23 protein-coding genes are annotated in these 26,413 nt (G+C 70.5%); 12 read left to right on the forward strand and 11 right to left on the reverse strand.

Annotated elements, in window-relative coordinates; all coding sequences use genetic code 11:
• Positions 1-242 precede the first annotated feature (242 nt).
• Both ACQRWP_RS27895 and ACQRWP_RS27900 read left to right on the forward strand, forming a co-directional pair.
• Complete coding sequence (locus ACQRWP_RS27895; RefSeq protein ID WP_430503311.1) at positions 243-692, forward strand: LppU/SCO3897 family protein; 450 nt, start codon at positions 243-245, stop codon at positions 690-692.
• 156 nt (positions 693-848) lie between these two features.
• Complete coding sequence (locus tag ACQRWP_RS27900) at positions 849-2,090, forward strand: ATP-binding protein (protein WP_091396677.1); 1,242 nt, start codon at positions 849-851, stop codon at positions 2,088-2,090.
• Positions 2,091-2,114: 24 nt separating this feature from the next.
• Here the strand turns inward: ACQRWP_RS27900 and ACQRWP_RS27905 are convergent, their stop codons facing one another.
• Positions 2,115-2,663, reverse strand: a complete 549-nt coding sequence (locus tag ACQRWP_RS27905; protein WP_430498978.1) for a GNAT family N-acetyltransferase — start codon at positions 2,661-2,663, stop codon at positions 2,115-2,117.
• 133 nt (positions 2,664-2,796) lie between these two features.
• Here ACQRWP_RS27905 and ACQRWP_RS27910 point away from each other — a divergent pair, with 133 nt between their 5' ends.
• Both ACQRWP_RS27910 and ACQRWP_RS27915 read left to right on the forward strand, forming a co-directional pair.
• Positions 2,797-3,342, forward strand: coding sequence for a DoxX family protein (locus ACQRWP_RS27910; RefSeq protein WP_430498980.1), 546 nt, complete (start codon positions 2,797-2,799; stop codon positions 3,340-3,342).
• A 215-nt stretch (positions 3,343-3,557) separates the two neighbouring features.
• The gene (locus ACQRWP_RS27915; protein ID WP_430498982.1) at positions 3,558-5,024 is read left to right on the forward strand and encodes a glycosyltransferase 87 family protein; all 1,467 of its coding nucleotides are present in this window, start codon (positions 3,558-3,560) and stop codon (positions 5,022-5,024) included.
• Positions 5,025-5,028: 4 nt separating this feature from the next.
• On the opposite strand, the gene ACQRWP_RS27920 is transcribed toward ACQRWP_RS27915, so the two are convergent.
• The 5 genes from ACQRWP_RS27920 to ACQRWP_RS27940 all read right to left on the reverse strand — a co-directional run bounded on the left by ACQRWP_RS27920 (position 5,029) and on the right by ACQRWP_RS27940 (position 11,093).
• Positions 5,029-5,442, reverse strand: coding sequence for a molybdenum cofactor biosynthesis protein MoaE (locus ACQRWP_RS27920; RefSeq protein ID WP_430503312.1), 414 nt, complete (start codon positions 5,440-5,442; stop codon positions 5,029-5,031).
• An 11-nt stretch (positions 5,443-5,453) separates the two neighbouring features.
• The gene (locus ACQRWP_RS27925; protein ID WP_430498984.1) at positions 5,454-6,713 is read right to left on the reverse strand and encodes a molybdopterin molybdotransferase MoeA; all 1,260 of its coding nucleotides are present in this window, start codon (positions 6,711-6,713) and stop codon (positions 5,454-5,456) included.
• 77 nt (positions 6,714-6,790) lie between these two features.
• Positions 6,791-7,261, reverse strand: a complete 471-nt coding sequence (locus ACQRWP_RS27930) for a MogA/MoaB family molybdenum cofactor biosynthesis protein (RefSeq protein ID WP_430498986.1) — start codon at positions 7,259-7,261, stop codon at positions 6,791-6,793.
• Positions 7,258-7,749, reverse strand: coding sequence for a cyclic pyranopterin monophosphate synthase MoaC (gene moaC / locus ACQRWP_RS27935; protein WP_099856846.1), 492 nt, complete (start codon positions 7,747-7,749; stop codon positions 7,258-7,260). The genes ACQRWP_RS27930 and moaC overlap by 4 nt, the downstream gene beginning before the upstream one ends.
• Positions 7,750-8,012: 263 nt before the next feature.
• Positions 8,013-11,093, reverse strand: a complete 3,081-nt coding sequence (locus ACQRWP_RS27940) for an AfsR/SARP family transcriptional regulator (RefSeq protein ID WP_430498988.1) — start codon at positions 11,091-11,093, stop codon at positions 8,013-8,015.
• Between the two features lie 595 nt (positions 11,094-11,688).
• On the opposite strand from ACQRWP_RS27940, the gene ACQRWP_RS27945 reads away from it, so the two are divergent.
• From ACQRWP_RS27945 to ACQRWP_RS27965, 5 genes are all read left to right on the forward strand, one after another.
• Entirely contained in the window at positions 11,689-14,214 is a 2,526-nt protein-coding gene (locus ACQRWP_RS27945) for a putative bifunctional diguanylate cyclase/phosphodiesterase (protein ID WP_430498990.1), read from the forward strand.
• Positions 14,215-14,264: 50 nt separating this feature from the next.
• Positions 14,265-15,629, forward strand: a complete 1,365-nt coding sequence (locus ACQRWP_RS27950) for a glycosyltransferase 87 family protein (protein ID WP_430498992.1) — start codon at positions 14,265-14,267, stop codon at positions 15,627-15,629.
• 41 nt (positions 15,630-15,670) lie between these two features.
• Entirely contained in the window at positions 15,671-16,303 is a 633-nt protein-coding gene (locus ACQRWP_RS27955; protein WP_430498994.1) for a phosphoribosyltransferase, read from the forward strand.
• Between the two features lie 22 nt (positions 16,304-16,325).
• Positions 16,326-16,709 (forward strand): zf-TFIIB domain-containing protein, encoded by a 384-nt coding sequence (locus ACQRWP_RS27960; RefSeq protein ID WP_430498996.1) that lies wholly within the window; start codon positions 16,326-16,328, stop codon positions 16,707-16,709.
• A gap of 103 nt (positions 16,710-16,812) precedes the next feature.
• Positions 16,813-17,490, forward strand: a complete 678-nt coding sequence (locus ACQRWP_RS27965) for a maleylpyruvate isomerase N-terminal domain-containing protein (RefSeq protein ID WP_430498998.1) — start codon at positions 16,813-16,815, stop codon at positions 17,488-17,490.
• Between the two features lie 23 nt (positions 17,491-17,513).
• Here the strand turns inward: ACQRWP_RS27965 and dnaB are convergent, their stop codons facing one another.
• Positions 17,514-18,923: a replicative DNA helicase gene (gene dnaB / locus ACQRWP_RS27970; RefSeq protein WP_430498999.1), complete on the reverse strand. Its 1,410-nt coding sequence runs from the start codon at positions 18,921-18,923 to the stop codon at positions 17,514-17,516.
• A gap of 395 nt (positions 18,924-19,318) precedes the next feature.
• On the opposite strand from dnaB, the gene ACQRWP_RS27975 reads away from it, so the two are divergent.
• Positions 19,319-20,878, forward strand: a complete 1,560-nt coding sequence (locus tag ACQRWP_RS27975) for a hypothetical protein (RefSeq protein WP_430499001.1) — start codon at positions 19,319-19,321, stop codon at positions 20,876-20,878.
• Positions 20,879-21,080: 202 nt separating this feature from the next.
• On the opposite strand, the gene rplI is transcribed toward ACQRWP_RS27975, so the two are convergent.
• The 4 genes from rplI to rpsF all read right to left on the reverse strand — a co-directional run bounded on the left by rplI (position 21,081) and on the right by rpsF (position 22,730).
• Positions 21,081-21,527 carry a 50S ribosomal protein L9 gene (gene rplI / locus ACQRWP_RS27980; protein WP_030487689.1) on the reverse strand — a complete coding sequence of 149 codons (447 nt, stop codon included), beginning with the start codon at positions 21,525-21,527 and terminating at the stop codon, positions 21,081-21,083.
• Between the two features lie 14 nt (positions 21,528-21,541).
• The gene (gene rpsR, locus ACQRWP_RS27985) at positions 21,542-21,823 is read right to left on the reverse strand and encodes a 30S ribosomal protein S18 (protein ID WP_051723758.1); all 282 of its coding nucleotides are present in this window, start codon (positions 21,821-21,823) and stop codon (positions 21,542-21,544) included.
• On the reverse strand, positions 21,823-22,359 hold the full coding sequence (locus ACQRWP_RS27990; protein ID WP_181518404.1) for a single-stranded DNA-binding protein: 537 nt from the start codon (positions 22,357-22,359) through the stop codon (positions 21,823-21,825). Before ACQRWP_RS27990 ends, rpsR begins: the two co-directional genes overlap by 1 nt.
• Before the next feature lie 80 nt (positions 22,360-22,439).
• Positions 22,440-22,730 (reverse strand): 30S ribosomal protein S6, encoded by a 291-nt coding sequence (rpsF, locus tag ACQRWP_RS27995; protein WP_036391391.1) that lies wholly within the window; start codon positions 22,728-22,730, stop codon positions 22,440-22,442.
• A gap of 629 nt (positions 22,731-23,359) precedes the next feature.
• On the opposite strand from rpsF, the gene ACQRWP_RS28000 reads away from it, so the two are divergent.
• Both ACQRWP_RS28000 and ACQRWP_RS28005 read left to right on the forward strand, forming a co-directional pair.
• Complete coding sequence (locus tag ACQRWP_RS28000; protein WP_430499005.1) at positions 23,360-24,151, forward strand: deoxyribonuclease IV; 792 nt, start codon at positions 23,360-23,362, stop codon at positions 24,149-24,151.
• Positions 24,148-26,322 (forward strand): hypothetical protein, encoded by a 2,175-nt coding sequence (locus ACQRWP_RS28005; RefSeq protein ID WP_430499006.1) that lies wholly within the window; start codon positions 24,148-24,150, stop codon positions 26,320-26,322. Before ACQRWP_RS28000 ends, ACQRWP_RS28005 begins: the two co-directional genes overlap by 4 nt.
• Positions 26,323-26,413: the final 91 nt, after the last annotated feature.

A 26,413-nucleotide genomic window follows, 5' to 3' on the forward strand; every position in this document is an offset into this window, starting at 1 on the left:
TGTGGGCGCCGCCGCCCACCTCGGGCCCGGGTTACCCACCGCCCGGCCCGTACCCACCGGCCGGCCCGACTCCGCCCACGTCGGGGCCGGGTTACCCACCAGCCGGCCCGACGCCGCCGTCCGGCCCGTACCCACCGGCCGGGCCGTACCCGCCGGCAGGCCCGATGCCCGGTCAGCCGGCCGGGCCGATACCGGGTCAGCCACCCGCCCCGTGGGGTCAGCAGCCTCCCGGCGGCTACGGGATGCCGCCGGCCGCGCCGGAGAAGAAGACCGGCCGCAACGTCGCTCTCATCATCGCGGTGGTGGTGCTGCTCGTGCTCTGTCCGTGCCTCGGCCTGGCCGGTTGGGCGGTCTGGAAGGTGGCCGACGCTGGCAGTGACGCGGCGCCTGACCCGTCGACGAGTGCCCCGGCCGTTCCGCCCGCGCTGCCCAGCGACGCCCCGACGTCGGCCGCGCCGACTCCGAACGAGGAGTTCGCCAGGGGTGACTGCGTGGTGAACGACGGCAGTGAGGACGACGCGGAACTCCGCAAGGTGCCCTGCGGCCCGAACACCTACCAGGTGCTGCTGCGAATTCCGGCGACCACCGACGGCGACCGGTGCGAGACGCTCGCGCCGCAGGCGACCGCGAACTACGTGCACGACAACTCGGTCGACCTGTTCGACTACGTGCTCTGCCTGAAGAAGCGCTAGCCCGATCTGGCCGATAGGTAGTCCGATTGCCAAAACTAGGGCTGTCTAGCGTGGACGCTAGACAGCCCTAGTTTGTGGTCGACGGTCTCGACACGCCGGTAGCCCCATCTATCCATGTCTAGCCTTGCAGCTAGATGGCCCGATAATCTGCGATGCGTGGATCCGGTCCGCAACCCGTACGCGCCGGGCGCCGGCCAGCGTCCGCCCGAACTTGCCGGGCGGGGGCGAGAGCTGGACGTCTTCGACATCGTGCTCGAGCGCATCGCCCGAGGTCGACCCGAGCGCAGCCTGATGCTCACCGGGCTGCGTGGCGTCGGCAAGACGGTTCTGCTCAACACGCTCCGGTCGCAGGCGATCAACCGGCTCTGGGGCAGCGGCAAGATCGAGGCTCGACCGGACCAGTCGTTGCGCAGACCGGTCGCCGCCGCGCTGCACATGGCGGTCCGGGAGCTCGCCCCCCGCCATCGCGCACCCGACCGGATCGACGCGTTCCTCGGCGTCCTCAAGGCGTTCGCCCAGCGGTCCAACCCGACCGGCCGGGCCGGTGCCGCCACCAAGCTGCGCGACCGGTGGCAGCCCGGCATCGACGTGCCGGCCGCCAGCGGTCGGGCCGACTCCGGCGACATCGAGATCGACCTGGTCGAGCTGTTCAGTGACGCCGCCGCCGTGGCCAGCGACGTCGGCACCGGCATCGCCATCTTCATCGACGAGATGCAGGATCTCGGCCCGGAGGACGTGTCGGCGCTCTGCGCCGCCTGCCACGAGCTGTCCCAGCTCGGCGCGCCGTTGATCGTCGTCGGCGCCGGCCTTCCGCACCTGCCGGCGGTGCTCAGCGCCGCCAAGTCGTACTCCGAACGGTTGTTCCGCTATCAGCGCATCGACCGGCTCGACCGGATCGCCGCCGACCGGGCGCTCTGCGCGCCCGCCGAGCGCGAGGAGGTCGAGTACGAGCAGAAGGCACTCGACCTGCTCTACGAGAAGTCCGGCGGCTATCCCTACTTCGTCCAGGCGTACGGCAAGGCGACCTGGGACCACGCGCCTCGCTCGCCGATCACCGCCGCCGATGTGCGGGTCGCCGCACCCGAGGCGGAGGCCGAGCTGGCGGTCGGGTTCTTCGGTTCCCGGTTCGAACGGGCCACTCCCGCCGAACGCGAGTACATGCGGGCGATGGCCATGATGTCCGCGGTCGAGGGCGAGCCCGGCGCGGTGGTCCGCGACGACATGGACGCCGCGGTGCCCACCGCGGAGATCGCCCGTGCCCTCGGCCGCAAGCCGGCCAGTCTGTCTCCGGCCCGGGACGCGCTGATCAAGAAGGGGCTGATCTACTCCGGTGAGCGGGGCACTGTCGCCTTCACCGTCCCGCACTTCGGCCGGTACCTGCGGACCCAGCCGGCCTGACCGCCAACCACCGCGTCGACCCGGTCAGACCTTCGACCAGGGTGCCGGAAAGAGCACCTCACCGCGAGGCGGCGGGCCCTCCTCGCTGGTGGACGGCGGCAGCACCAGCGCCTGCCACGGCTCACCGAGGCCGGCCCACGGGCCGGTCAGGCCCAGTTCACTCGCCGGGCCGAACCCGAACCGGCGGTAGAAGGCCGGGGCACCGAGGACGATCACGAGCCGCTCGCCCAACTCGGTGGAGGCGTCCAGGGCGGCCTGCACGACGGCCGTGCCGTGCCCGACACGCTGTCGGTGCGGCGCGACCGCCACCGGGCCCAAGGCCAGGACGGGAACGTCCGAGCCTCGCTCCGGCCGCAGCCGCGCCCGGGTGAGCAGCGCGTAGCCGACCACCTCACCGCCGTACTCGGCGACCATGGCCAACTCCGGCAACCAGGCGGTGGTGTCGCGTAGCTCGTCGACCAGGCTGACCTCCGGCGGCGTCGCCACGTCCGGGCGGGCGAAGGCGGTGGCCAGTACGCGGCGGACCGGGCCGGCGTCGGCCGGGTCCTCGGGGCGTAGCCGCAGCGTGGTCACCCGCGCGACGTTACCCGCCAGCGCCCGTCCATCCGTGACGGTCGCTCGATTCGGCGTGGCGTACGTGTACGAACACCAATCCGATCCTGCGGTTGACGGGGTAGCAAACGTCGCGACGGGGTATGACTGATCCATGACGCCCGTACGTTCCCTCGCCCGCGCCATGCTGAGCGGCATCTTCGTGGTCAGCGGGTATCGCAACATGCGCGACCCCGGCCGGCTCACGGTGGCCGCCAAACCGGTGACCGACAAGGTCGCACCGATGCTGAAGAAGGCGCACCCGAGCTTCCCCACCGAGACCGAGACGTTGATCCGGCTCAACGCGGCCGTGCAGGTCGGCGCCGGGCTGATGCTGGCCACCGGCCGGTTCAGCCGACCCGCGGCGCTGGTTCTGGCCGGCACGCTGGTGCCGGTTACCATCGCCGGGCATCCCTTCTGGAACAACGACGACCCGATCGCCAAGAACAACAACCAGATTCACGTTCTGAAGAACATCGGGCTCCTCGGCGGTCTGCTGCTCGCCGCAGCGGACACCGGCGGCAAGCCGGGTCTGCGGTGGCGGACGGGCCATCGCATCGGCCACTCTCGACGTTCCATGCAACGCGCCGTCCGAACCGCCCGACGCGAGGCCCGAATCGCCGTCCGCTCCGCGTCCACCGCACGTCGACTCCCCGGCTGACCTGCGTCGATCCGTCTCCGTCTCACCCCCACCCCTCGCTAAGGCCACGAATTACCTGAACCACCCGGTAGGCGTTAACGCGGTGGAAATGTCAAAAACATGTGTGGGATCGGACACGGTCGCATAACGCGGGAGGCACTGACGTGAGGCGCCGTTCTAGGCTCCGTGCAGGACCTGGACGGGTAGGACGACCTTGGTACGGGGGTGGCCACGCCATGCCGACGGATGTCGGTAGACGGGCGGACCGCCTCGCCCCAATCCAACGTGTGTCACGCGGGATCGACCGTGTGACGCGCGGGATCGATCGCAGGAACGTCGTACGGGGCGCCATCGTGGCCGCCGTCGCCTATGCCGCATGGCTCGCCATCGGCACCTTCGGGCGGCCGTACAACTTCTTCGACATGAAGATCTACCACGGTGCCGTGGTGTGGTGGGCGAGCGGTCACGAGCTCTACGAGTTCATCGCGCCCGAAACCACACTCGGGTTCACCTATCCGCCCTTCGCTGGGCTGGTCATGCTGCCGATGGCGCAGCTGCCGATCGGCGCGGCCGGTCTGGTCAACGCCGCCGCCAGCATCGCCGCGTTGGCGCTGGTGCTGGCCGGGCTGCTCCGACCCATCGTGGACCGGCTGGGGTGGCCACTGTGGTTCACGGTGGCCCTGGCGGTGCCGCTCGCGGTCGCCATCGAGCCAGCTCGGGAGACCCTCGGCTACGGCCAGGTCAACATCCTGCTGTTCGCCTTGATCATGGCTGACCTGATCGGCCTTCGCTGGCGGTCCCGCCGGGGCACCCACTACGCGGCCACCGACGGCCCGTTGCTGCGCTTCATCTACGGCGGGGCCTGGGCGGGGGCCGGTATCGGCCTCGCCACCGCGGTCAAGCTCACTCCGGCGCTGTTCATCGCCTACCTGCTCATCACCCGTCAGTGGCGGGTGGCGGCCACCGCCATCGGCACCACGATCGGCGTGACGGTGGGGACCTTCGCGATCGTCGGTGACGAGTCGCGGACCTACTTCGGCAGCGTGTTGTGGCAGACCGAACGGGTCGGTGCGGCGGACATGACGCCCAACCAGTCCCTCGCCGGCCTGCTCGCCCGGCTGTACGACTCGATCGAGACCCCGGGGCTGCTGTGGCTCGCCTTCTCGGTGCTGATCCTGGCGCTGGGCCTGTCCCGGGCGGCCAGTTCCCGCGCCGACGGTGACGAGCTGACCGCCTTCACGCTGGTCGGTCTCACCGCCAACGTGATCAGCCCGATCTCCTGGACACACCACCTGGTCTGGGTGATCCCGGCGATCATCGTGCTGGCCGACGCCGCCGTGCGCCGCCGCGAGGCGAGCAGGGGGATGCCGCAGCGCACCGGCCAGGGGCCGGTCTTCGGCGGTCTACCCGGGGTCAACGGGCTCCGCCCGCCGATCTGGTACCCGACGCTGACCGGGCTCCGCCACGGCTTCGCCGCTGTCGGGCTCTACCTGCTCTTCCTGATCTCTCCGATCTGGCCGTACGAACACCAACTGCCGGAGATGTCGCACTACCAGGACGGCCTGTTCGGGGCACTGATGGAGAACTCGCTCGCGCTCGCGCTGATCGTGCTGGTCGCCGCGCTGCCCTGGCGCCCAGGCGCGGAGCCGGCGTTCTACGGCGACCGGCTCGCCCGGGCCGTGGTGGTCAACGGCCGCCGCTGAGCGGTCAGGGGCAGTTGACCCATTCCTCGGTGCCGTCGGTGAAGACCTGCCGCTTCCAGATCGGCAGTCGCGCCTTGACCTCGTCGACCAGCCGGGCGCAGGCCGCGAAGGCCGCCGCCCGGTGCGCGGTGCTCACCGCGGCGACCAGCGCCACGTCACCGATCGCCAGGGAGCCGACCCGGTGCGAGACCGCCACCGCGTAGACGTCGGGCTCTGCGGCGATCTCGGCGGCCACCTCGCGCAGCACCTGTTCTGCGCTCGGGTGCCCCTCGTACTCCAGGCTGGTGACCTGGCGGCCGTGGTCGTGGTCGCGGACCACGCCCTGGAAGGACACCACGGCGCCGGCCCGGCGGTCGGCGACCGCCGCCTCGTGGGTGGCGAGGTCGAGCGGCTGGTCGGTGACCTCGCCGAAGGTCATCGCTGGTGCGGTCACGACGCACGCTCCCCGGGAAACAACGGCAGTGGCACGAGCGGCACCCGGTCGCCGGGCTCGCCGCTGGTGCCGGGACGGATGACCGCGAACCCGTCCGCGCCGGCCAGGCCCCGCAGCATCGCCGAGCCGACGTGGCGGACCGGGAACGCGACGCCGGCGGACCGGTCCAGTCGGACCAACGCCAGGTGGGTGTGGTCGCCGCGACCGGGCACCGCCTCGGCCAACGTGACCTGCGGCAGCACCGGCATCGGCCGGCCCTGGAGGCCGGCGAGCAGCGGGGCGACGAGCGACACCAGCGCGACGATGGCGGACTGCGGGTTGCCCGGCAGCCCGGCCACGAACCGGGCTCGCCCGTCGGGGCCGGTCAGCCGGGCCAGCAGCATCGGGAAGCCCGGACGGACCGCCACCGTGTTGACCACGTAGTCGGCGCCGAGCGCCTCAAGGGTCGGGTGCAGATGGTCGACCGGGCCGTTCATCGTGCCGCCGGTGGTGCAGACCAGATCGGCGTTGCCCAGCGCCGAGCGCAGGGCCGCCACGTGCGCGGGCAGCGTGTCGGCCACCGGGCCGACCACGTCGGATGGGCGGACCTGGCAGCCGTAGCGCCGCAGCCAGGCCGGCACCGCGGGGCCCAGCGCGTCGCGGATGCGACCGGCCGCGGGCGGGCCCGCCGTCAGCAGCTCGTCGCCGAAGACCAGCAGCGCGGCGCGCGGCGCCCGCCGGACCCGCAGCGTGTCGTGCCCGCAGGCGGCGGCCAGGCCGATCACCGCCGGGTCGACCGGCGTGCCGACTGGCAACAACTCCTCATCGGCGTACGCCTCCTCGCCGGGTTTCCGCCACTCGGGCGTCTCCCGGGGAGTGCCGCTGATCAGGCCGGTGGTGGATGCGGCGGACTCCTCGACGCGGAGCACGGCGGTGGTGCCCTCGGGCACCATCGCGCCGGTCGCGATCTCGACGGTGGTGTCGTCCTCGGTGAGCGGCGCGGGGGTGCTGCCGGCCAGGACCCGGCCGACGACGCGCCACGGCCCGCGGCCGCGCACCGCCCAGCCATCCACGCTGGAGGTCGGGAACGCCGGCAGGTCGGTGCGGGTGGTCAACGGCTCGGCCAGGGTCGACCCGTCGGTGTCGACAAGTGGTCGGGCGGCGGCGGGCAGCGCGGCGGCCAGACCGACCGCGTAGACCCGCGAACGCGCTTCCTCCCACCCGGCTGGCGGGGGTGCGGTGACCCGATCCGCGGTGGGTGCGGTTTCCGTGCTCACCGACCGAGCCTATCGGCACGGACCGACACCCGCCCGGGCCTGGCGCGCACCGGTCAGTCGTCGCCGCCGCGAAGCGGTCAGTGGTCGCCGCCGCCGAGTTGGTCGACGGTGTGCCCGAGGATCGGCCCGAGAACGGCCAGGCCATCCCGGGCACCGCCGGTCGAGCCGGGCAGATTGACCACCAGCATCCGACCGGCGACCCCGGCCAGTCCCCGGGACAGCACCGACGTCGGCACCCGGTCCCGACTGTGCGCGCGGATCGCCTCGGCGATGCCGGGGATCTCGTAATCCAGCAGGCCCCGGGTCACGTCCGGGGTCCGATCCGTCGGGGTCACGCCGGTGCCACCGCTGGTCAGCACCACGTCGACACCGTCGGCGCGGGCGGCCCGCAAAGCGTCGCCGACCGGCTCACCGTCGGGCACCACCACCGGGTCGTCGACCTGGCAGCCCAGCTCGCGCAGGCCGGCGACGAGCAGCGGCCCGCTGGTGTCGGCGTAGACGCCGGCCGCGGCCCGATTGGAAGCGACGATCACCCGAGCCCGGATCACGGCCGGTCCTCCGGCCGAACCCACTCGCCGGTCTTGCCGCCCTCCTTGCGCAGCACCCGGACCGCTTCCACCGACGCCGCCGGGTCGACCGCCTTGACCATGTCGATCAGGGCGAGACCGGCGACAGCAACCGCCGTCAGTGCCTCCATCTCCACCCCCGTCCGGTCCGCCGTGCGGGCGGTGGCCGTGATCTCCACGGTGTCGGCGGTCAGCCGCAGGTCGACGGTGACGCCGTGCAGGGCGATCGGGTGGCAGAGCGGGATCAGATCAGGAGTGCGCTTGGCCCCCATGATCCCGGCCAGCCGACCGACGGCCAACGCGTCACCCTTGGGCAGCCCGTCGCGGTGCAGCAGGTCGATGACCTCGGGCGTGGTCCGCAACCGGCCGGCCGCTACGGCCAACCGACCCGTCACCGCCTTGGCGGAGACGTCGACCATGCGGGCCGCGCCGGCGCGATCGACGTGGCTGAGCTGCGCGGGTTCGGTCACGGTCGTGAGCCTATCGGTGCGGTACGACGGCGGTCGGAAGGAGCGGCGTCACGCTGGCGACCGCACCGGGTGCTGATGGCGCAACGGCCCCGACGCCGCTCCTCCCTCACCAGCCCGCCGCCGAGGTCGCTGGGGGGGGACCCGGCAGCGGGTCGTGTCGACGACCCGGTTCTGCCCAGGGGCAGAACCTCCCCCGTTCGCCGATACGGCCGGTAGGTTACCGGGCCTACCGATAAGAAATCGATAAGCGCCGTTCAGGCTGGTCAGCGCTCTGCGACCACTGTCGCGTCGGTCAACTCGGCGAGGCGACGTTCGGCCTCGAAGCGCTCCGGCACGCCCATCCGTCGGAAGATCGCCAACGCCCGCTCCCAGTGCCGCCGCGCCTCGGCCGGGTCGATCCGGGCGAAGTCTTCGGCAAGACCGGCCAAGGCACGTCCCTGCTCGTACGGGTGTGAGATCCGAGTGGCCAACCGCAGAGCGACCTGGTGCATCTCGGCCGCCTCGCCGCCCCGCCCTTGCACCAGCAGAGTGCGACCAAGCTCGTTCAGCGCGGCCGCCTCGACGTGTCGTTCCCCCGAGCTGATCGACAACTGCCTGGCCAACTCGTGTTGCTGTTGGGCCTCGACCAGACGGCCAAGACCGCGATAGGCGATCCCGAGGTCGTTGCGCACCTCAGCCTCGGCAAACCGGTGGCCGGTGCGATCTCGCAAGGCCAACGAGGCCTTGAGGATCCGGATTGCCGGCGGAAAATGGCCCATTCTCACGCGCACTGCCCCAACATGACCGATGGCGTTGAGCACATGGAAGTCCTCGGACTTCGTCCGGGCCCATGCCAGGTGCCGGCGGTGCAGTCGCAACGCCTCCTCGTAGCGCCCGAGCATCATCAGTGCCGTGCCAAGATTCGGCAGCACGACTGGCACCCCGACATTTCCGTATCCCTTGTAGTCGCGCAGGCTCTCCATGCCGACTGTCACCGCCTCGGCCAGGTGCCCGCTCCACGCGTAGACAGCCGCAAGGTTGGCCCGGTACCGCGCGGTGTTCCGCACGTCCCGGGAGTTGCGAGAGAGGTCTACCGCCCGGGTCAGGTGGTCAAGCGCCCACTGGTTGTCACCGGTGCGTACGTAGGCGGAAGCCAGGTAGTTGTTCACCACCGCCATCGCGTCGACATCTCCCGTTGCCTCCGCCGCCGTCAGTGCGTGGCGGAAGGTCAGAATGATGTCCTCGAAGTATCCGCGGATGTAGAAAAATCGCCAGAGGGCGCGGGCCAGTTGCCAGGAGTGCTGGTAGAGCTTCGACTCGAGCGCTGACAACACTATTGCCACCAGTTCCGTGCGCTCGGCCTCCAACCAGTCGGTGCATGGTTCACCGATAGCCTCGAACAGCTCAGGACGTCCGGACGAGCGGTGAGTGACCTGGGATCTGATGACGCCGGGCTCCAGCAGATCGGCGACCCTCAGCGCCGCCTCCAGCGTGAAGTCGAACAGTTGAGCCAACCCGAGCTTTCGGTCGCTCGCGGATTCAGTACGCGTGCACAACTCCACGGCGTACTGGCGCATGAGGTCGTGTAGTCGATATCGCGTCGAGTCCAGGTCTTCCACCAGGTTCCGGTCGACGAGGTCGTCGAGCGCCCCGTGAGCTTCCACCACTGTCAGGCCGGTCAGTGCGGCGACTGCCGCCGGGCTGAAGCGGTTACCGGGATACAGACCCAGGAACCGGAAGACACGCTTGGTCGAACTCGGGAGCGGCTCATAGGAGGCGGCGAAGGCGCCGGTGACGGTGCTCTGTTCTTGAGCCAGGTGGTGCAGCACCAGAGGATCGCCAGCCATCTGTCCGGCCAGGTCCGCCAACCGCCAGCCGCGCCGATGGGCGAGTCTGGCACCGACCAGCCGAATTGCCAGGGGGAGATGCCCACACAGCCGGACCACCTCGGCCGCGGCGTCCGGCTCCGCTTCGACCCGGGCCTTACCGACACTGAATGCGAGGAGGTCGAGACTCTCTTCAGGAGTCATCACCGGCAACGTCTGTGAAGGCGCCACGTCCGGGTGAGCAAGCCTCCGCCTTGATGTCACCAGCACGACGGCGGTCGGCTCGGTCGGCAGGAGAGGCAGAATCTGTTGGCTGCTCGCGGCGTTGTCGAGGACGAGCACCGACCTTCGACGGCCCAGTTCTCGTCGCCACAACTCCGCTCTGGCGTCGAACTCGACCGGAACGCGGTCGGCCGGCACCTCAAGCTGACGCAGCAGTGTGACCAGGGCACCCGCTGGCTCGACCCGGTTCTTATCGCCATGGCCACACAGGTCGATGAACAAGATGGCGTCCGGATAACGATCGGACAGTCGGCGGGCCAGGTGCACGGCGAGGGTCGTCTTGCCGCTGCCCGCCATGCCGTCGATCATGTGCACTGCCGGAACTCGTTCCTCGACTCGCTGAGTCTCCGCCAGCAGCCGTGACAGGACGTCTTCCCGCCCGACGAAATCCGCGACGGCCCGCGGAAGATGATCCACCGGTTTGACCTGACCCGTTTGTTCAGCTGCCGCCTCTCCCGCCGGGTCGTGCACGAGCGCCACGAAAGATCCTGGTCGGGAGAGCACAGCGGGTACTGGGCTCGGAGTGGCAATCTTGCGGTGCAACTCTTCGATGGTTGCCCGGGGGCCCACCCCCAACTCGGTGATCAGCCGCGTCCGGATCTCGTCGTACGCGATGAGCGCGCCCGCGCGATCGCCACCCTCGTACAGAGCCCGCATGAGCAGGACATACGTCGGCTCCCGGAGGGGATGACGGGCGATGACTTCCCGCAACAACGGGATCGCCAGATCACCCCGCCCGGATCTCAGCTGCACGTCGGCAAGAAGTTCCACGGCGAGCAGACGCTCTTCCTCGGCGGCGAGCACGCGCGCGCTGAGCACGGGTCCCAGCGGGATGCCGGCGAGCATCGGGCCCTGCCACCGAGCGACGGCTCGGCTCAGCAACTCCCGAGCTTGCTTCAGGTGGCCGACCTCCAAGGCTTCCCGGCCCGCGCTCCGCTCCATCTGGAAGCATGAGACATCGATCAGCTCGGGCGGCACGTCGAGACGAAAGCCGTTCCGCTGCCGCACGACGACCCCTCGACCGGACGGGAAAGCCTCGAAAGTCCGGCGCAGATTGGCGGCATAGCTCAGCACATTCGCCACGGCCGATCGCGGTGGGCGATCGGCCCATAACTCATCGACGCAGTCGGCCACGGTAACCAGTCGACCTGGCTGAACTGCGAGCATCGCGAAGATCGCCTGCTGTTTGGGTGTTCCGAGGCGCAACGTGCGAGAGAGTAGTTGCACCGAGAGGCCGCCTAGAACCTGAATCTCCACTCGCCCCTGCTCCAGCCTTCGCGGGTATTCAGCCGATCACACAACGAAGCCTACGGTTCAGCCCCCCGGCAACTCACCGCTCGTGCGGCGATGCGAAGGTCGCGCATCGGCCTGAGGACGTTGCGAGGAGCTGTCCCGACCGCTCCTACGACCTAGTCGTACCAATTGCCCAATCCGCCACTACACCGAGCCAAACTCTGGGTGAAGCCGCAGACAGAGGGCCGCAGACCAGGGGGAGTAACACGTTCATAACCCGAGCAGATACCGTCCGCAGTTTCGAGCCCTCTGCGAAACCAACACCGCCGCGACCTGACCGCACTCCGTTTAGCCGTCATGGACAGAACGTAATAAATCCACTCCAGCTTGGCTAATGTTGCGCATACCGACATATAATTCTTCTAAGCTGCCCTTCCACCTCTTAAGCTGCCTTTCGTTAGGAAGATCTCCCCTGGGGGCAGGTCATCGAATGACACGGCAGCAGAGAGGAGCATTGCGATGCGCGGCAGCGAATGGGACTGAAAATTTCGCACGGTACGTGCGCGACTCCCGCACGTTAGGCTACGAACAAGGCGGAGGCAGTCCTTTCGGGGGTGATGTGACCCATCCTCAGCGACGAGAGACTGAGACCGATCAGCGGCTACGGCTGCTCGTCGGTCTCGTCGTCGTTGTAGCGGCTGTCATCACGGCCACCTCACTGCCGGTCGCAGTGCGGTTTGCGACGACTGCCACGCCGAACGATGTCGCGGTCCTCGTCGTGCTCACCGTGACCATCGCTCTGGGAACGCTGGTTAAGGCGAGGGTGCGGATCCGATCCACCACCCACTCGATCAGCTGGACCGAAACGGCGATCATCATCGGTCTCGCCGTCGTTCCGGCCCCAATAGTGGTGCTCTCAACGGCGGTGGGCATCGCGTTCACCTGGCACCGCCAGCCGGCGATCAAGCTGGCCTTCAGCGTGGGAAAGAACGTCATCGTGGCCTGGGGTGCCGGCATCACGCTGGCAATGACAACCTGGACCTGGCCGCCCGAGGGCACCGTGGCCATGCTCGTGCCGTTGGCGCTGGCTTACCTGGCCGCAGCCCTCCTGGACGACATTCTGGCCATACCGGTCATCGCGCTGGCGTCCAGGACCAAGATCTCAAAGCAGTTCCGAAGCAATCTCGACCTCCGGCTCGCCGGTTTCGCCCTACGGTTCGTCGTGGCGGCCTGCACGCTGCTGATCCTTGAGGCCAACCTCAAACTCCTGTTGGCCATACCGCCGCTCGTGCTCAGCCTGCACCTGGCCTACTCCACGAGAATCCGTTCCCGGACCGAACAGCAGGCGTGGCAGCGGCTCGCCCGCACCACCGACGCGCTCAACGTGGTCGATCTGGACAACGTCCTCACCACCGCCGTCACCCAGGCCGCCGAGTTGTTCTCCGCCGACGAGGTCGAGATCGAGCTGCGCGACGGCGGCCGCACCGTACGCGGCGGCACCGGCGGCATCACCTTCGACGGCCCGACCGGCACGCCCACCGACGTGGACGGCACGATCGTCCCCGCGCCGCTGGAAGGCCACGACCGGACGGTCGACGTCGGCATGCTTCGACTGCGCTTCCGCGGCCCGGTGCAGCTCTCCGAGCGGGAGCAGTACACCCTGCGCACCTTCGCCTCCGCGCTCTGCACCGCCGTCCGCAACGCCCAGGCGTACGCCGAACTGGCCCGGGTCGCCGACGAGCACGCGTACGCGGCCTCGCACGACGCGCTGACCGGCCTGGCCAACCGCCGGCACCTCCTCGACGAGGGCACCGAACAGTTGAGCACCCGCCACGCCGACGGGGTGACCGCGCTGGTGCTGATCGACCTCAACCATTTCAAGGAGGTCAACGACACGCTCGGGCATGCCGCCGGCGACCAGGTGCTGGTGCAGGTGGCCGACCGGTTGCGGGGTGCCGCCCAGGCGAGCGACCTGGTGGCCCGCCTCGGCGGCGACGAGTTCGCCGTACTCCTGCGCGGTCTGCCGGCCCCGGCGGTCGCCGCGCACCGGGCCGAGACGCTGCTCGCCGCCCTGCACGAGCCGTTCGAGCTGGACGGCATGCGCATCAGCGTCGAGGCCAGCGGCGGGATCTCCGGCGCCCCGTCCAACGGCGGCATGGCCGAGCTGCTGCGCCGCGCCGACGTCGCCATGTACCAGGCGAAGCGGGCCGGGCAGCGGATCGCCACGTACGCCCCGACCCGCGACACCGCCGACCTCGGTCGCCTCACCCTCGGCGGTGACCTACCGCGCGCGGTCGCCGACCACGAGTTCGTCGTCAACTTCCAACCGATCGTCGACCTGGGCACCGGTGAGGTGACCAGCGCTGAGGCGCTGGCCCGCTGGCACCACCCCACCCACGGCCTGATCGACCCGCTGCGGTTCCTGGAGGCGGTGGAACGCTCGGGCCTGCTACCGGCGTTCGCCGAAGCGATCCTCGACCAGGCGCTGATCGCGGCGGTGAGCTGGCGCGACGCCGGCTTCGACGTACCGGTCGCGGTCAACGTGTCCCCGCGCAGCCTGCTCGACGCGCGGTTCCCGGGTTCCGTGCTCGCCCGCCTCCGCGCCCACGACCTACCACCGGACCGGCTGGTCCTGGAGCTGACCGAGACGCTGACCCTCAGCCAACTCGACGTGGTCGACCGGGTGCTCAGCCGACTCCGCGACGAGGGAGTCCGGTTGGCGCTGGACGACTTCGGCACCGGCTACTCCTCCCTCTCGCTGCTCTCCCGGATCCCGGTACACGAGCTGAAGATCGACCGGAGCTTCGTGACGACGATGGAGAGTTCGGCGGAGGCCGCCGCCGTCATCCGTTCCACCCTCGACCTGGGTCGCAGCCTCAACCTGGACGTGGTGGCCGAGGGGGTGGAGAGCGAGCCGCAGCGGCGGGCCCTCTGGGAGTTGGGCTGCGTCGCCGGCCAGGGGCATCTGTTCGCCCGGCCGATGCCGTCCGGCACCCTGCTCGCGGCGATGCAGCGCGGCTCGGGCGGCCGACCGGGCACCCTCGCCGCGCCGCTGCACGACGCCGGGGCGGTGATCCGGTTGAGCCAGAACCGCCGCCAGGCCGGCCGTTCCAGGCCCGACCGCCTGCCACACCTGCCCGCCTGAGCAGGCATCGCCCCGCTGCGCGGACAGCCTGGTCTGCCAGACTGTCGCGCGTGATCGTCGACGACCCGACCGCCCACCGCCGTCGCTGGCACTGGCGGACGCTCGACAACGCCGCCGGCGGACTCGCCCTCGACCTGGGCCTCTACGCCGTGTCGGCCGCCTTCGCCGCGATCACCGCAGTCACGTCCACCCTGCTGCCGCACCGCGCCTGGGGCGCGGTCGCCGCCGTCGGCTACCTGCTCGCAACGCTGACGGTGATCGCCCAACTTCTGCTGCGTCGACGCTCTCCAACCTCCCGGCTGACCGGTCTGTCAGCCCGCTGGGTGGTCACCGGCCTCGCCTGGGCGACCACCACACTGCTGCCCCTGGCCTGGCAGAGCATCGACCGGGCCGGCGGGCGCACCGACCGGGCCCAGGAGGAGGTGCTGGTCGTTGAGCACGCCGGCAGCCGCCTCCTGGAACACGGCACGCCCTACCTCGGGCCCGACGCCATCGCCGCCCTGCCACCCGGCGAGCAACTGATGGGCTACACCCCGTACCAGCCCGGGATGGCGATGTTCGGCCTGCCCAGAGCACTGCTCGACACCTGGTGGACCGACTCCCGGGTCTGGTTCGCGGTGGGCACCGCGCTGGCGCTCGCCCTGGCCGTGGCCGCCCTACGCAGAACACCGGCCACCACTGGCGAGGCCACCGCCGGCCAGGCCGCCACCGCCGCGACCCACCGGCGGGACGCCGCCCTGCTGCGCGGCGTGCAGGCCGCCACCGTCCTGCCGATCTGTGCCCTCACCCTGGCCACCGGTGGCGACGACCTACCCGTACTCGCGCTCTGCCTGCTGGCCCTCGCGTTCGCCGCCGCCGACCGACCCGGCCGGGCCGGCCTCGCCGTCGGGCTCGCCGGCGCGCTGAAGCTGTTCGCCTGGCCGGTCGCCCTGGTCCTGATCGTCTGGGGCCTGACCCGACGGGCCGGCACCCGAGTCGCCGTCGGCGCCATCGGCCTGCCCATCGCCGCACTACTGCCGGCGCTGCTGGTGGACCGCGACGCCCTCACCGAGAACGTGCTGCGCTTCCCCCTCGGCCACGGGCTGGTCACCAGCCCCGCCCAGTCCCCGTTCCCCGGCTACCTGATCGCCAGCGCGCTACCCGCCGGCCGGCTGATCGCCGCCGCGCTGCTGGTCGCCGCCGGAGTGGCCATCGCCGTCCGGCTCGCCCGCCGCCCGCCCCGCACCGCCGTCGCCACCGCGCTCATCTGCGGGTACGGGCTGCTCGCCGCCATCGCCCTGATGCCCTCGACCCGCTTCGGCTACCTGCTGTACCCCCTGGCCCTGCTGACCTGGGCCCCCGCCCTGCACCGCCCGGTCGACACTCCGACCGCCGCGGTCGCCGATGAACGGTCCGGTCGGACCACTTCGGCGTAACTTCCGAGCGGAACGGCGTGTCAGGGCGTAGACCTGAAGGCATGACCACCTACCGCGACCGGGCCGACGCCGGAAGGTTGCTCTCCGAACGGCTCACCGCGCTCATCGGCGAACCGGACGTCGTCGTCCTCGGCCTCGTCCGTGGCGGCGTACCGGTCGCCCGGGTCGTCGCCGAACGGCTCGGCGCACCACTGGACGTGCTGGTCGTCCGCAAGCTCGGCATGCCGTGGGCCCGGGAGGTCGCCTTCGGCGCACTCGGGCCGGGCGGTGTCCAGGTGCTCAACGACGCGGTGGCCAGCCGGCTCAGCAGCGACGACATCGCCGAGGTCCGCCACCGGGAGCAGGCCGAACTGGAACGCCGGGAACGGCTCTACCGGGGCGACCGCCCACAGGTCGACCTCACCGGGCGGACGGCCGTGATCGTCGACGACGGCCTCGCCACCGGCGCAACCGCCCGCGTCGCCGTCGAGGTCGTCCGCCAACTCGGGGCACACCGGGTCGTGGTCGCGGTCCCGGTCGGCGCGCAGGAGGCGTACGAACTGCTCGCCGCCGAGGCCGACCAGGTCATCTGCGCCCAACGCCCGGCGGACTTCGGCGCCGTCAGCGTCTACTACGACGATTTTCACGAGGTGTCCGACGAAGAAGTCACCGAGGCGCTCACAGCAACTGCATAGGTCCACCAGGTACCGTCGGGCGATGAGTAGCCTCACCTGTCCCAAGTGTCACGGAGAAATGCGCCAGTACGAGCGCAGCGGCGTCGTCATCGACCAGTGCGGGGAGTGCCGAGGCATCTTCCTGGACCGCGGCGAGCTGGAGAAGCTGTTCGAGGCGGAGGCCAACTGGAGCCGCCAACAGAGCGGCGGCGCGCCAGGGCAACCCGCGCAGCAGCCGGCCGGCTACCCGCCCCCGCCGCCCCCGCAGCACCAGCCCGGTTACGGCGCCGTCCCGCCGCCGCCCCCGCCCGCCCACGGCTACCCGCCGCAGCCGGCCTACGGCCACCAGCAGCAGCAACACCACGGCTACCACGGCCACTACCGGCAGAAGAAGCGCAAGGGCTTCCTCGACGACATGTTCGGCTGATCCCAGGCCGACCTCCCGCCCGGGTCGATCACGCGTCGGCCCGGGCACACACCCGGACCATTGATCGTTGGCGGGCGCGATGCTTCATGCGAGGCTGAATCGCATGACCGCGATCCGACCGGACGAGGCGCTGGCCCAGGCGTACGACGGGATCACCGCCGTGGTCGATCGCCTGGACGACGCCGGCCTGCAACGAGCCACCCGCTGCCGGGGCTGGCTCATCGCCGACCTGCTCCTGCACATGCTCGGCGACGCCCAACGGGCACTCGTCACCCTGGCCAGCCCCGTCGACGGCCCCGCCGACGTCGACGACGTGAGCTACTGGCGTGACTTCCCCGGCAACGACGACGAGGCCGCCCGGCACGGCTGGTGGGTCCGCCGATCGGCCGCCGCCTTCGACCGCCCGACCGGGATCGTCGAGCTCTGGCGGGACACCGCGCCGGCGGCGGTCCGCGCCGCCACGTCAGCCGACCCCGACGGGTACGTGACCACCCAGGGACACGTGCTGCGCGTACCGGACTTCCTCGCCACCCTCACCACCGAGGCCGCCGTCCACCACCTGGACCTGACGCTGGAACTGCCCGACGCGCCGCCGCCCGGCCCACTGGCGGTACGCGTCGCGGTAGCGACCATGGACGGCCTGCTCAGCGACGACACCGTTCGACCCACCGCGTGGGACGACCACGACTTCCTGCTGAAGGCCACCGGTCGCGTCCCGCTGACCGACCGGGACCGGCTGGAACTGGGCGAGTCGGCGGGCTGGTTCCCACTGCTCGGCTGACCGACGACGGGTTGCCGCGTCGGTCAGCCGATGGCCATGTCGACGAAGCGGGACAGGTGCAGCTGGGCCGCGACGGTCACGGTGTCGGTGGGCCCATTCCGGTGCTTGGCAACAATAAAATCCGCCTCCCCGGCCCGCGGCGACTCCTTGTCGTAGTAGTCGTCGCGGTGCAGAAGGATGACAACGTCGGCGTCCTGCTCAATTGACCCGGATTCGCGCAGATCGGACAGCTGGGGTCGCTTGTCGGTGCGCTGCTCGGGGCCACGGTTCAGCTGACTGACCGCGATCACCGGGCATTCGACCTCCTTGGCCAACAGCTTGAGGCCACGGGACAGGTCCGCGACCTCCTGCTGGCGACTCTCGGTGCGCTTTGGTGAGGTCATCAGCTGGAGATAGTCGACCACGATCATCTTGAGGTCGTGCCGCTGCTTGAGCCGCCGAGCCTTCGCCCGGATCTCCATCAGGTTCATGCTCGGCGTGTCGTCGACGAAGAGCGGTGCCTCGCTGATCTCACCCATGCACCGGGCCAGCTTGGTCCAGTCGTCGTCGGAGAGCTGACCGCTGCGCAACACGTGCAGCGGCACCCGCGCCTCGGCGGAGAGCAGCCGCATGACGATCTCGACCTTGCTCATTTCCAGCGAGAAGATGGCGGCCGCCTGGTTGGCGCGAATAGCAGCATTTCGGGCAAAGTCCATGCTGGCCGTTGATTTTCCGAGACCAGGTCTGCCTGCCACGATTATAAGTTGGCCGGCGTGCAGCCCATTGAGCAGTCGGTCCAGGTCGCTGAAGCCGGTCGGCACGCCGGTCATCATGCCGCCGGTCGCGCCCACCGCCTCGATCTCGTCCAGCGTCGGCTGCAACATGTCCGCCAGGACCGCGAAGTCCTCGCTGACCCGCCGTTCGGTGACGTCGTACACGGCCTGCTGGGCGAGGTCGACGACGTCGTCCACGTCGCGGCTGCCGCCGCTGGCGGTGCCGTAGCCCAGCTGCACGATCTTCGTGCCGGCCTCGACCAGCCGGCGCAGCACCGCCCGCTCACTGACGATCCGGGCGTAGTAGGCGGCGTTCGCGGCGGTGGGCACGCTGGCGATGAGTGTGTGCAGGTACGGCGCGCCACCGATGCGTACCAGATCCCCGGAGTCGGCGAGCGCCGCCGCGACCGTGATCGAGTCGGCCGGCTCACCCCGGCCGTAGATGTCGAGGATGATGTCGAAGATGGTGGCGTGCACCGGCCGGTAGAAGTCGTTGGTCTTGAGGATCTCGACGACGTCGGCGATGGCGTCCTTGGAGAGCAGCATGCCGCCGAGGACGCACTGCTCGGCCGCGACGTCCTGGGGCGGGGTCTTGTCGAACTGGCCATCCCCCCGCTGCTGCGCAGGTGGCTGGCCTCCGCCGGAGCGTGGCTCTGCCCGCATGTCGTCGGTGACCGACACGGGTCCCCCCTCCACTGCGCCGGATCCAACCCCAGCTCTACCGCTGGGGTACGACACTTCCGTCCGACCGGGCCGGTCGATCGGGGGCCATCGCCGGCGGTCGAGGGCCAACCATACGGACCCCGAGGTCAGAGACTCAACAACGCCGGTGGACGAGCCTCGGGACAACCTGTGGATCCCGGTGGACAGCATGTGCGCAGCGTGTGCACAGCCTGTGGATAACCATTGGGGAATTCTCGGCCATACGTCGCTGACCTGCGAAGACATACTCCCCAGCCTGTGGAGGAGAATATTTCGGTCGGGCCTGTGACACGATCGTCCCGTACTATCTCCAGCGAACGGCTACACCTGGACAGCGGATTCCGCTTTCGGTTCAGAAGGGTCACACTCCGGCCGTGAATTACCGGGACTGGGGACGCGGCGATGGCAGCCCGCGCGAGCGCCAGCCAACCGCCTCGTGGGGTGAGCGCGCGGCGTCCGTTCCGGTTGATCCGTACGACGAGGACGGGCGCTACCGCACCTCCAGTCGTCGGCGTGCGTTGGACCGCGGCCAGGATGAGCCTGTCGACGCCTACCTGCCCCGGTGGGCGCTGGAGTCCGGGGTCCGGCACGCGGACGGCGGTGGTCGCCACGCGGCGCCGGACGACGACGAGGCCGAGGACGAGCCCGAGCGGCCGATCTCCGGCGCAGGCCGACGGTCCGCCGACTCGTCGAGTGGTCGGCGGCGGGGCGGCGAGACGCGTCGGCGAGAGCAGGCAGCGATCGGTTCAGCCCCAGACTCGGACCACACCCGAGAGTGGACGCTCGACCGGCCGCAGGAGCAGGGGTACGCCGGCCGCCGACGGGCCGCGGCCGGGGAGGACGAGCCGGTTTCGGGCGCTGTCTCGGACCGGCGTCCCCGCCGCGCGCCCGTTGGTCGTCCCCAGGTGATCTGGTCGGGCGGGGAGCCGGAGTCCGCCCCGAGCGAGCAGGTGCCGGACCAGGAGCCGAGCCGGCCCAGCCGGCGTAGCCGACGTGCGGCGGAGGATTCCTGGTCCCGTCCGGCGGCCGACCCGTGGGCCCGCGGATCGGATCGGGTGGCCGAGCCCGAACCGTCGTACCCGCCTGCTGTGGACCCGTGGGACGCCTCGGGCGTGCACGCGTGGCCGCCGGTGGCCGGCGCGGACGGCGGGGACCTGAGCGGGCAGTGGTCGGCGGTGGAGAGCGTCGGTGGCTGGGAGCGGTCGGACCGCACCGGTCAGTGGGAGCGGTCCGCGATCGAGGACGACGAGTGGGACCGTACGCTGGCGCCGCGCTCCGATCGTTCGGTGGCGGCCGAGGGGTGGCCGAGCCGGGAAGACGGGTTCTGGTCCGGCACTCGGTTGGCCGATGACGACCCGCGTTGGATGGATCCGACGACGTCGGCGCCCCGGTCTCCGGTGGTGGGATACACGGCCCCACGGCCGCGCAGCGCGCCTGCGCCGCGCGCGGGTGCACCACGTGCGGCTACGCCCGGGCGCCGGGCGGACCGGCCGGCGGTGGGAACGGCGTCGGTGCGTCGGCGGGTCGAGTCGGCGGCCACGGGTGCCTGGGCACGGCGTCTGGAGGACGACCTGCTGGACCCGGATCCGGGTGGGTCCGTCCGGCCTCTGCTGTACACGGCGGCCTGTTACCTGGTACCGGCGATGCTGATCTTCGTTTGGCTGTTGACGTTGGACAGCCAGGCGCCGGCTGGTTGTGTGACCGACATCAGCGGGGGCGGGTGTGAGTCCGCCCGGTCCCGCGCGCTGGAGTCACTCCTGGCCGGTTCGCCGCGCTTCGGTCTGGCGCTGGTGAGCAGTCTGGTGGTGGCGGCGCTGCTTCGGCGGGTGGGTACGACGTGGCGCTCGGCGACCATCGCGGTTGCCGCCGCGGTGGTGGGTGGCGGCCTCTCCACGGTGCTGATCAGCGCGGTGACGGGCCAACCCATCGGCTGACCGCTGGGCCAGGCCAGGCCAGACCAGGCGAGTGTCGGGTCGGTGCCTCGCTGGGCCGGAGGCAGGTCGGGGCCCCGCTGGGTGGCGGGTCGGGCACGCCGGGCGGGCCCATCTTGGCCCGGGCAGTGTCGGGTCGGACGACGTACGCACGAGGGCCCGCACCGATCGCTCGGCGCGGGCCCTCGTGGTGGTGTTGCGGACGTCAGCCCTGAACGACGTTCAGGTTGAACGACGCGGTCACCTCGGGGTGCAGCTTGATCTTCACCGGGTAGGCGCCGATCGACTTGATGTGACCGGGCACCTCCAGCCGGCGACGGTCGAGGACCGGGCCGCTGGCGGCCTTGACGGCGTCGACGATCTCGGCCGGAGTGACCGAGCCGAAGAGCCGTCCGCCGTCGCCGGCGCGGACCTTCAGGTTGACCTTGAGACCCTCGAGCTGAGCCTTGACCTCGTTGGCGTGGTCGAGGTCGCGGATCTCGCGGGCCCCACGGGCCCGCTTGATGACAGTGACCTGCTTTTCCGCGCCCTTGGTCCAGACGATCGCGAAGCCCTGCGGCAGCAGGTAGTTACGGCCGTAGCCGTTCTTGACCTCGACGATGTCGCCTGGGGCACCGAGGCCGGACACTTCCTGAGTCAGGATGATCTTCATATCGGTGCCTCCTCTCAGCGGGTGGTGGCCGTGTACGGCAGGAGCGCCATCTCACGGGCGTTCTTGACCGCACGGGCGATCTGCCGCTGCTGCTGCGAGGTCACGCCGGTCACCCGACGAGCGCGGATCTTGCCGCGATCGGAGATGAACTTGCGCAGCAGCGCGGTGTCCTTGTAATCGATGTAGGCGATCCCGTCCTTGTCGAGCGGGTTCACCTTCTTCTTCGGCTTGCGCAGTGCCGCAGCCTTGGCCGTTGCACGTGCTCCTGGTTTGCGATCGCGAGCGCTAGGCGCCATTAGAACGGTGGCTCCTCGTCAAAATTGGCGCCCGAACCGGCACGCGCGGGAGAGGGTGCAGCCGAAGCCCAGGGGTCGTCGAAGTTGCCTCCGCCGCCACCCTGGTTGCCACCGCCACCGCCGCCACCGAAGCCGCCGCCACCGCCACCGGAGCGGGACATCTTCTGCACCTTCGCCGTGGCGTAGCGCAGCGACGGGCCGATCTCGTCGACCTCAAGCTCGATGACAGTGCGCTTCTCACCCTCGCGGGTCTCGTAAGACCGCTGACGCAGCCGGCCCGACACGATCACCCGAGCGCCACGCTGCAGCGACTCGGCGACGTGCTCGGCGGCCTGCCGCCACACGGTGCATGCGAGGAACAGCGGCTCGCCGTCCTTCCATTCGTTCGACGCCTTGTCCATGAAACGGGGCGTCGAAGCGACTCGGAACTTGGCGACCGCAGCCCCGGAGGGGGTGAACCGCAACTCGGGGTCATCGGTCAGATTGCCGATGACCGTGATGGTGGTGTCTCCTGCCATGACCATCTCCTCGCGCACTCAGCGTCTCGTAGTACAGGCTCGCAGAGCCGTACGACAGAGTCGCGGAGGCTGATCCGGACGAACCGGGGTTGGATGCTCTAGCGCATTTCCGGTCGGATGACCTTGGTGCGCAGCACGGACTCGTTGAGCCGGAGCTGACGGTCCAGCTCGGCCACCGCAGCAGGCGTGGCCTGCAGGTCGATGACGGCGTAGATGCCCTCGGCCTTTTTGTTGATCTCGTACGCGAGGCGCCGGCGGCCCCACACGTCGGTCTTCTCAACCGAGCCACCCGCGGTCCGAATCACGTTCAGGTACGTGTCGAGCGACGGTGCGACGGTGCGCTCCTCGAGGCTGGAGTCGAGGATGACCATTAGTTCGTAGTGACGCAAGACGTGCTCACCTCCTGTGGGCTAAGCGGCCACGGTCCTTCCGTGGCAGGAGGTCTTGTGTCGCTGCCCGCACGCGCCGAGGGAACCCGGCCGGACGCGGACAACCTGACCAGGATACCCGGTCCCAACGATCATGCCCGGGGTGGTCGGGTCCGGACCTGGACGTGCCGACGGGGGCCCACCGTCCGACCGTCAATCGGTCGGTGGTGGGCCCCCGTCTACGAGGCCGCGGGGCGTCCGGTCCGCATTCCTTGGGTGGGACCTGGGGAGGAACGACCACACCGATGAGGTTGGACCGAAGACGCCCCGCGGAGCTTTATCGTGTTGTTATCTGACGATACAACAGCACTCGTACCTTGTCGGGGGGAAAAGCACAATTTTCCGAGATTCGTCGTCGCTCGGTAGCCGGTGTGCGATGGGGTCGCCCCCGCTGCGCCGGGCCGCGCCGCGGGGGTGACCTCGCTGTCGGCCGTCGACCGTCGGTCGCCGTGTGCGACGCTCGCGCCGCTGGCGGCACCGGGATGCCGGTCGCCGGTTCAAACCCATCAACGATCGTCGGTCCCTCCGGTGACGCGACACCGCCCCGGCCGTCGCCCCGCCGGTCGGGGTCGCGACGTAGGCTCGCTCGCATGCGTATCGGAGCCCACGTCGACTCGACCGACCCGCTGGCGGAGGCGGCCGCCCGGTCCGCCGACACCGTGCAGTTCTTCCTGGCCGACCCACAGGGTTGGAAGGCGCCCAAGCCTCGCGAAGATGCCGAGCGGCTGCGCGCTGCCGAGGTCGACCTCTACGTGCACGCGCCGTACGTCATCAACGTGGCCACGCTCAACAACCGCATCCGGATCCCGAGCCGCAAGCTGCTGCTCGGGCACGCCAACGCGGCCACCGCCATCGGCGCCAAGGGCCTGATCGTCCACGGTGGGCACGTCAACGCCGGCGACGACCTGGCCGTCGGCTTCGACAACTGGCGCAAGACCTTCGCGTACGCGGCGGACTCCGGCGGCTTCGGCGTACCGGTCCTGATCGAGAACACCGCCGGCGGCGACAACGCCTGCGCCCGACGGCTGGACGCGCTCGCCCGACTCTGGGACGCGATCGGTGACTACGAAGTCGGCTTCTGCCTGGACACCTGCCACGCGTACGCGGGCGGCGAGGAACTGCTCGGCCTGGTCGACCGGGTCAAGGCGATCACCGGGCGGATCGACCTGGTGCACGCCAACAACTCCAAGGGCGCGTTCAACTCCGGCCAGGACCGACACGACAACCTGGGCGGCGGGACGATCGACCCGGAGTTGGTGGTGGCGGTGATCCGGGCCGCCGACGCGCCGGTGGTCGTCGAGACACCGGGCGGTGTGACCGGCCAGGCCGCCGACATCGACTTTCTGCGTGAGCAGCTCGGAGCGGAGAGCCCGGCGGCATGACGAGCGGACAGCCCGGGACCGGCAACGCTCGGCCCACCCCCACCGGCGCGGACACCGAGAGTCAACCCGCCACCACGGCTGCGGCCGGTGCCCCCACCCAGCCGGCTCGCACGTCCGACAAGCCCGCCGCCGAGACCACCGCAGCCCAGCCGCCAGCTGGCGACGGCGGACCGACCGGAACCGACAGCACCGCCAAGGGCACCGACGCGTCCAAGGACAGCGAACCGGCCAAGGACAGCGGCACGGTCGATGGCGCGGTCAAGGGCAACGGGGCGTCCAAGGACAGCGGGGCGACCAAGGGCGGCGGAGCAGCCAAGGACAGCGAATCGGCCAAGGGTGCGAAGGCGGACGGCGCCGACGGTACGGACAAGGCCGACAGCGAGGCGAAGCCGGTCGGCCCCGAGCGTTGGGAGGCGTTCGCCTCCGCACCGGAGCCACGGCCCTCCGTCTTCAGTCGGGCGGGCCGGCCGGTCGGCCGGTTCCTGATCCACGAGTGGACCCTGGCCGCCCTCGGCGCGTTGGCGCTGGCCGTGTTGATGACCTGGCCGACGCTGCGCTATCCGCGCTACACCCTCCCGCAGGACTACTGGGACCCGAGCCTGCAAGCCTGGCAGATGGCCTGGTCCGGGCACATCCTGCTGGCCGACCCGGCGCGGCTGTGGCAGTCCAACACGTTCTTCCCCGAGCTGTGGAGCTTCGCGTTCTCCGACACGCTGCTCGGGTACGCCCCGGCCGGGATGCTCGGCAGCGGTCCCGAGGACGCCGTGCTGCGCTACAACATCATGTTCGTGCTGGCGCACGCGCTCGCCACGCTCGGGGCGTACGCGCTGGCCCGACAGCTCGGGGCCGGCCGGATCGGTGCGGCCGTCGCGGGGGTGAGCTACACCTACGCGCCGTGGCTGCTGGCCCAGGCCGGGCACCTGCACGTGCTCTCCAACGGGGGCATTCCGCTGGCGCTGGCGATGTTGGCGCGCGGGCACGGGTGGTCCCTCCGACACGGCTACCGGCCGGAACGCCGGCATGACGGTTGGGTCTACGCCGGTTGGCTGGTGGCGGCCTGGCAACTCAGCCTCGGCTTCGGCATCGGTCTGCCATTCGCGTACTTCCTGGCCGGCGGGGTGCTGATCGCTGCCGTCCTGTTCTTCGCGCGGCGGCTACGCACCGGGCGGGCCGTCCCGTTCGGTCGCCGGTTGTTCGCCGCCGACGTGCTCGGCGGTGTGTTGTTCGCCGGTGTCGGTCTGCTGATGGCGTTCCCGTTCTTCAAGGTGACCGAGCTGCACCCGTACGCCGAGCGCACCATCGGCGACATCAGCCTCTTCTCGCCGCCGGCGTCGGGCTTCGTGACGGCGCCCGGGGAGTCGCGGATCTGGGGTGGGCTGCACGAGGGTGCCCGGGCGGCACTGCCGTGGCACCCGGAGATGACCCTGCTGCCGGGCTTCGTGCTCTACGCGCTCGCCGCGGGCGGGTTGCTCTTCTCGGTCTGGCGGCTGCGCCACCGACTGCTGCTGCTCGCCGGGGTGCTGCTGACGATGGCCTTCGCCATGGGCACCCGTTTCTTCGACGGCACCTTCACCTACGTGCCGCTCTTCGAGCACCTGCCGGGCTGGAGCGGGCTGCGTACCCCCGGGCGGTTGATGCTCTGGACCACGTTGTTGCTCGGCCTGCTCGCGGCGGGCGCGGTCACCGCGCTCACCGACCGGGTCCGCGAGTTGACCGCGCAACGGATTCCGTCGTGGCCGGGGCCGTGGCTGCGGATGGCCACCCTGCTGCCGTTGCTTCTGGTCACCGTCGAGGGCCTGAACACCACCCCACACCCCGTGGTGCCGACCCAACCGGCGGCGATGCGTTCGGCGGAGGGTCCGCTGCTGGTGCTGCCCAGCAATCAGAGCCTGGACCAGCACGTGATGCTCTGGTCGACCAGCGGGTTCCCCGACGTGGTCAACGGCGGTAGCGGCTTCACCCCCCGCCAGCTCGACGACGTCCGTCGGGTGAGCCAGTCGTTCCCGGACCAGACGAGCGTCGACTACCTGCGCACGCTCGGCGTCCGCACGGTCGTGCTGCTGCGTGGCCAGGTGGCCGGCACGCCATGGGAGATCAACATCGACGCCCCGGTCGAGTCGCTCGGCATCAGCCGGCAGGAGGTCGGCGAGGCCGTCGTTTACCGCCTCTAAGGGCGGGTTTTCGGGGGAGCCCGCCCGGCTCCGGGCGGTCAGGCTTGATCACTGCGCCGGGCGGGCTCCCCCGAAAACCCTGACCTGGTCC

Origin of the sequence: Micromonospora trifolii, from assembly GCF_050516465.1 — a bacterium.
GTDB classification, from domain to species: domain Bacteria; phylum Actinomycetota; class Actinomycetes; order Mycobacteriales; family Micromonosporaceae; genus Micromonospora; species Micromonospora trifolii.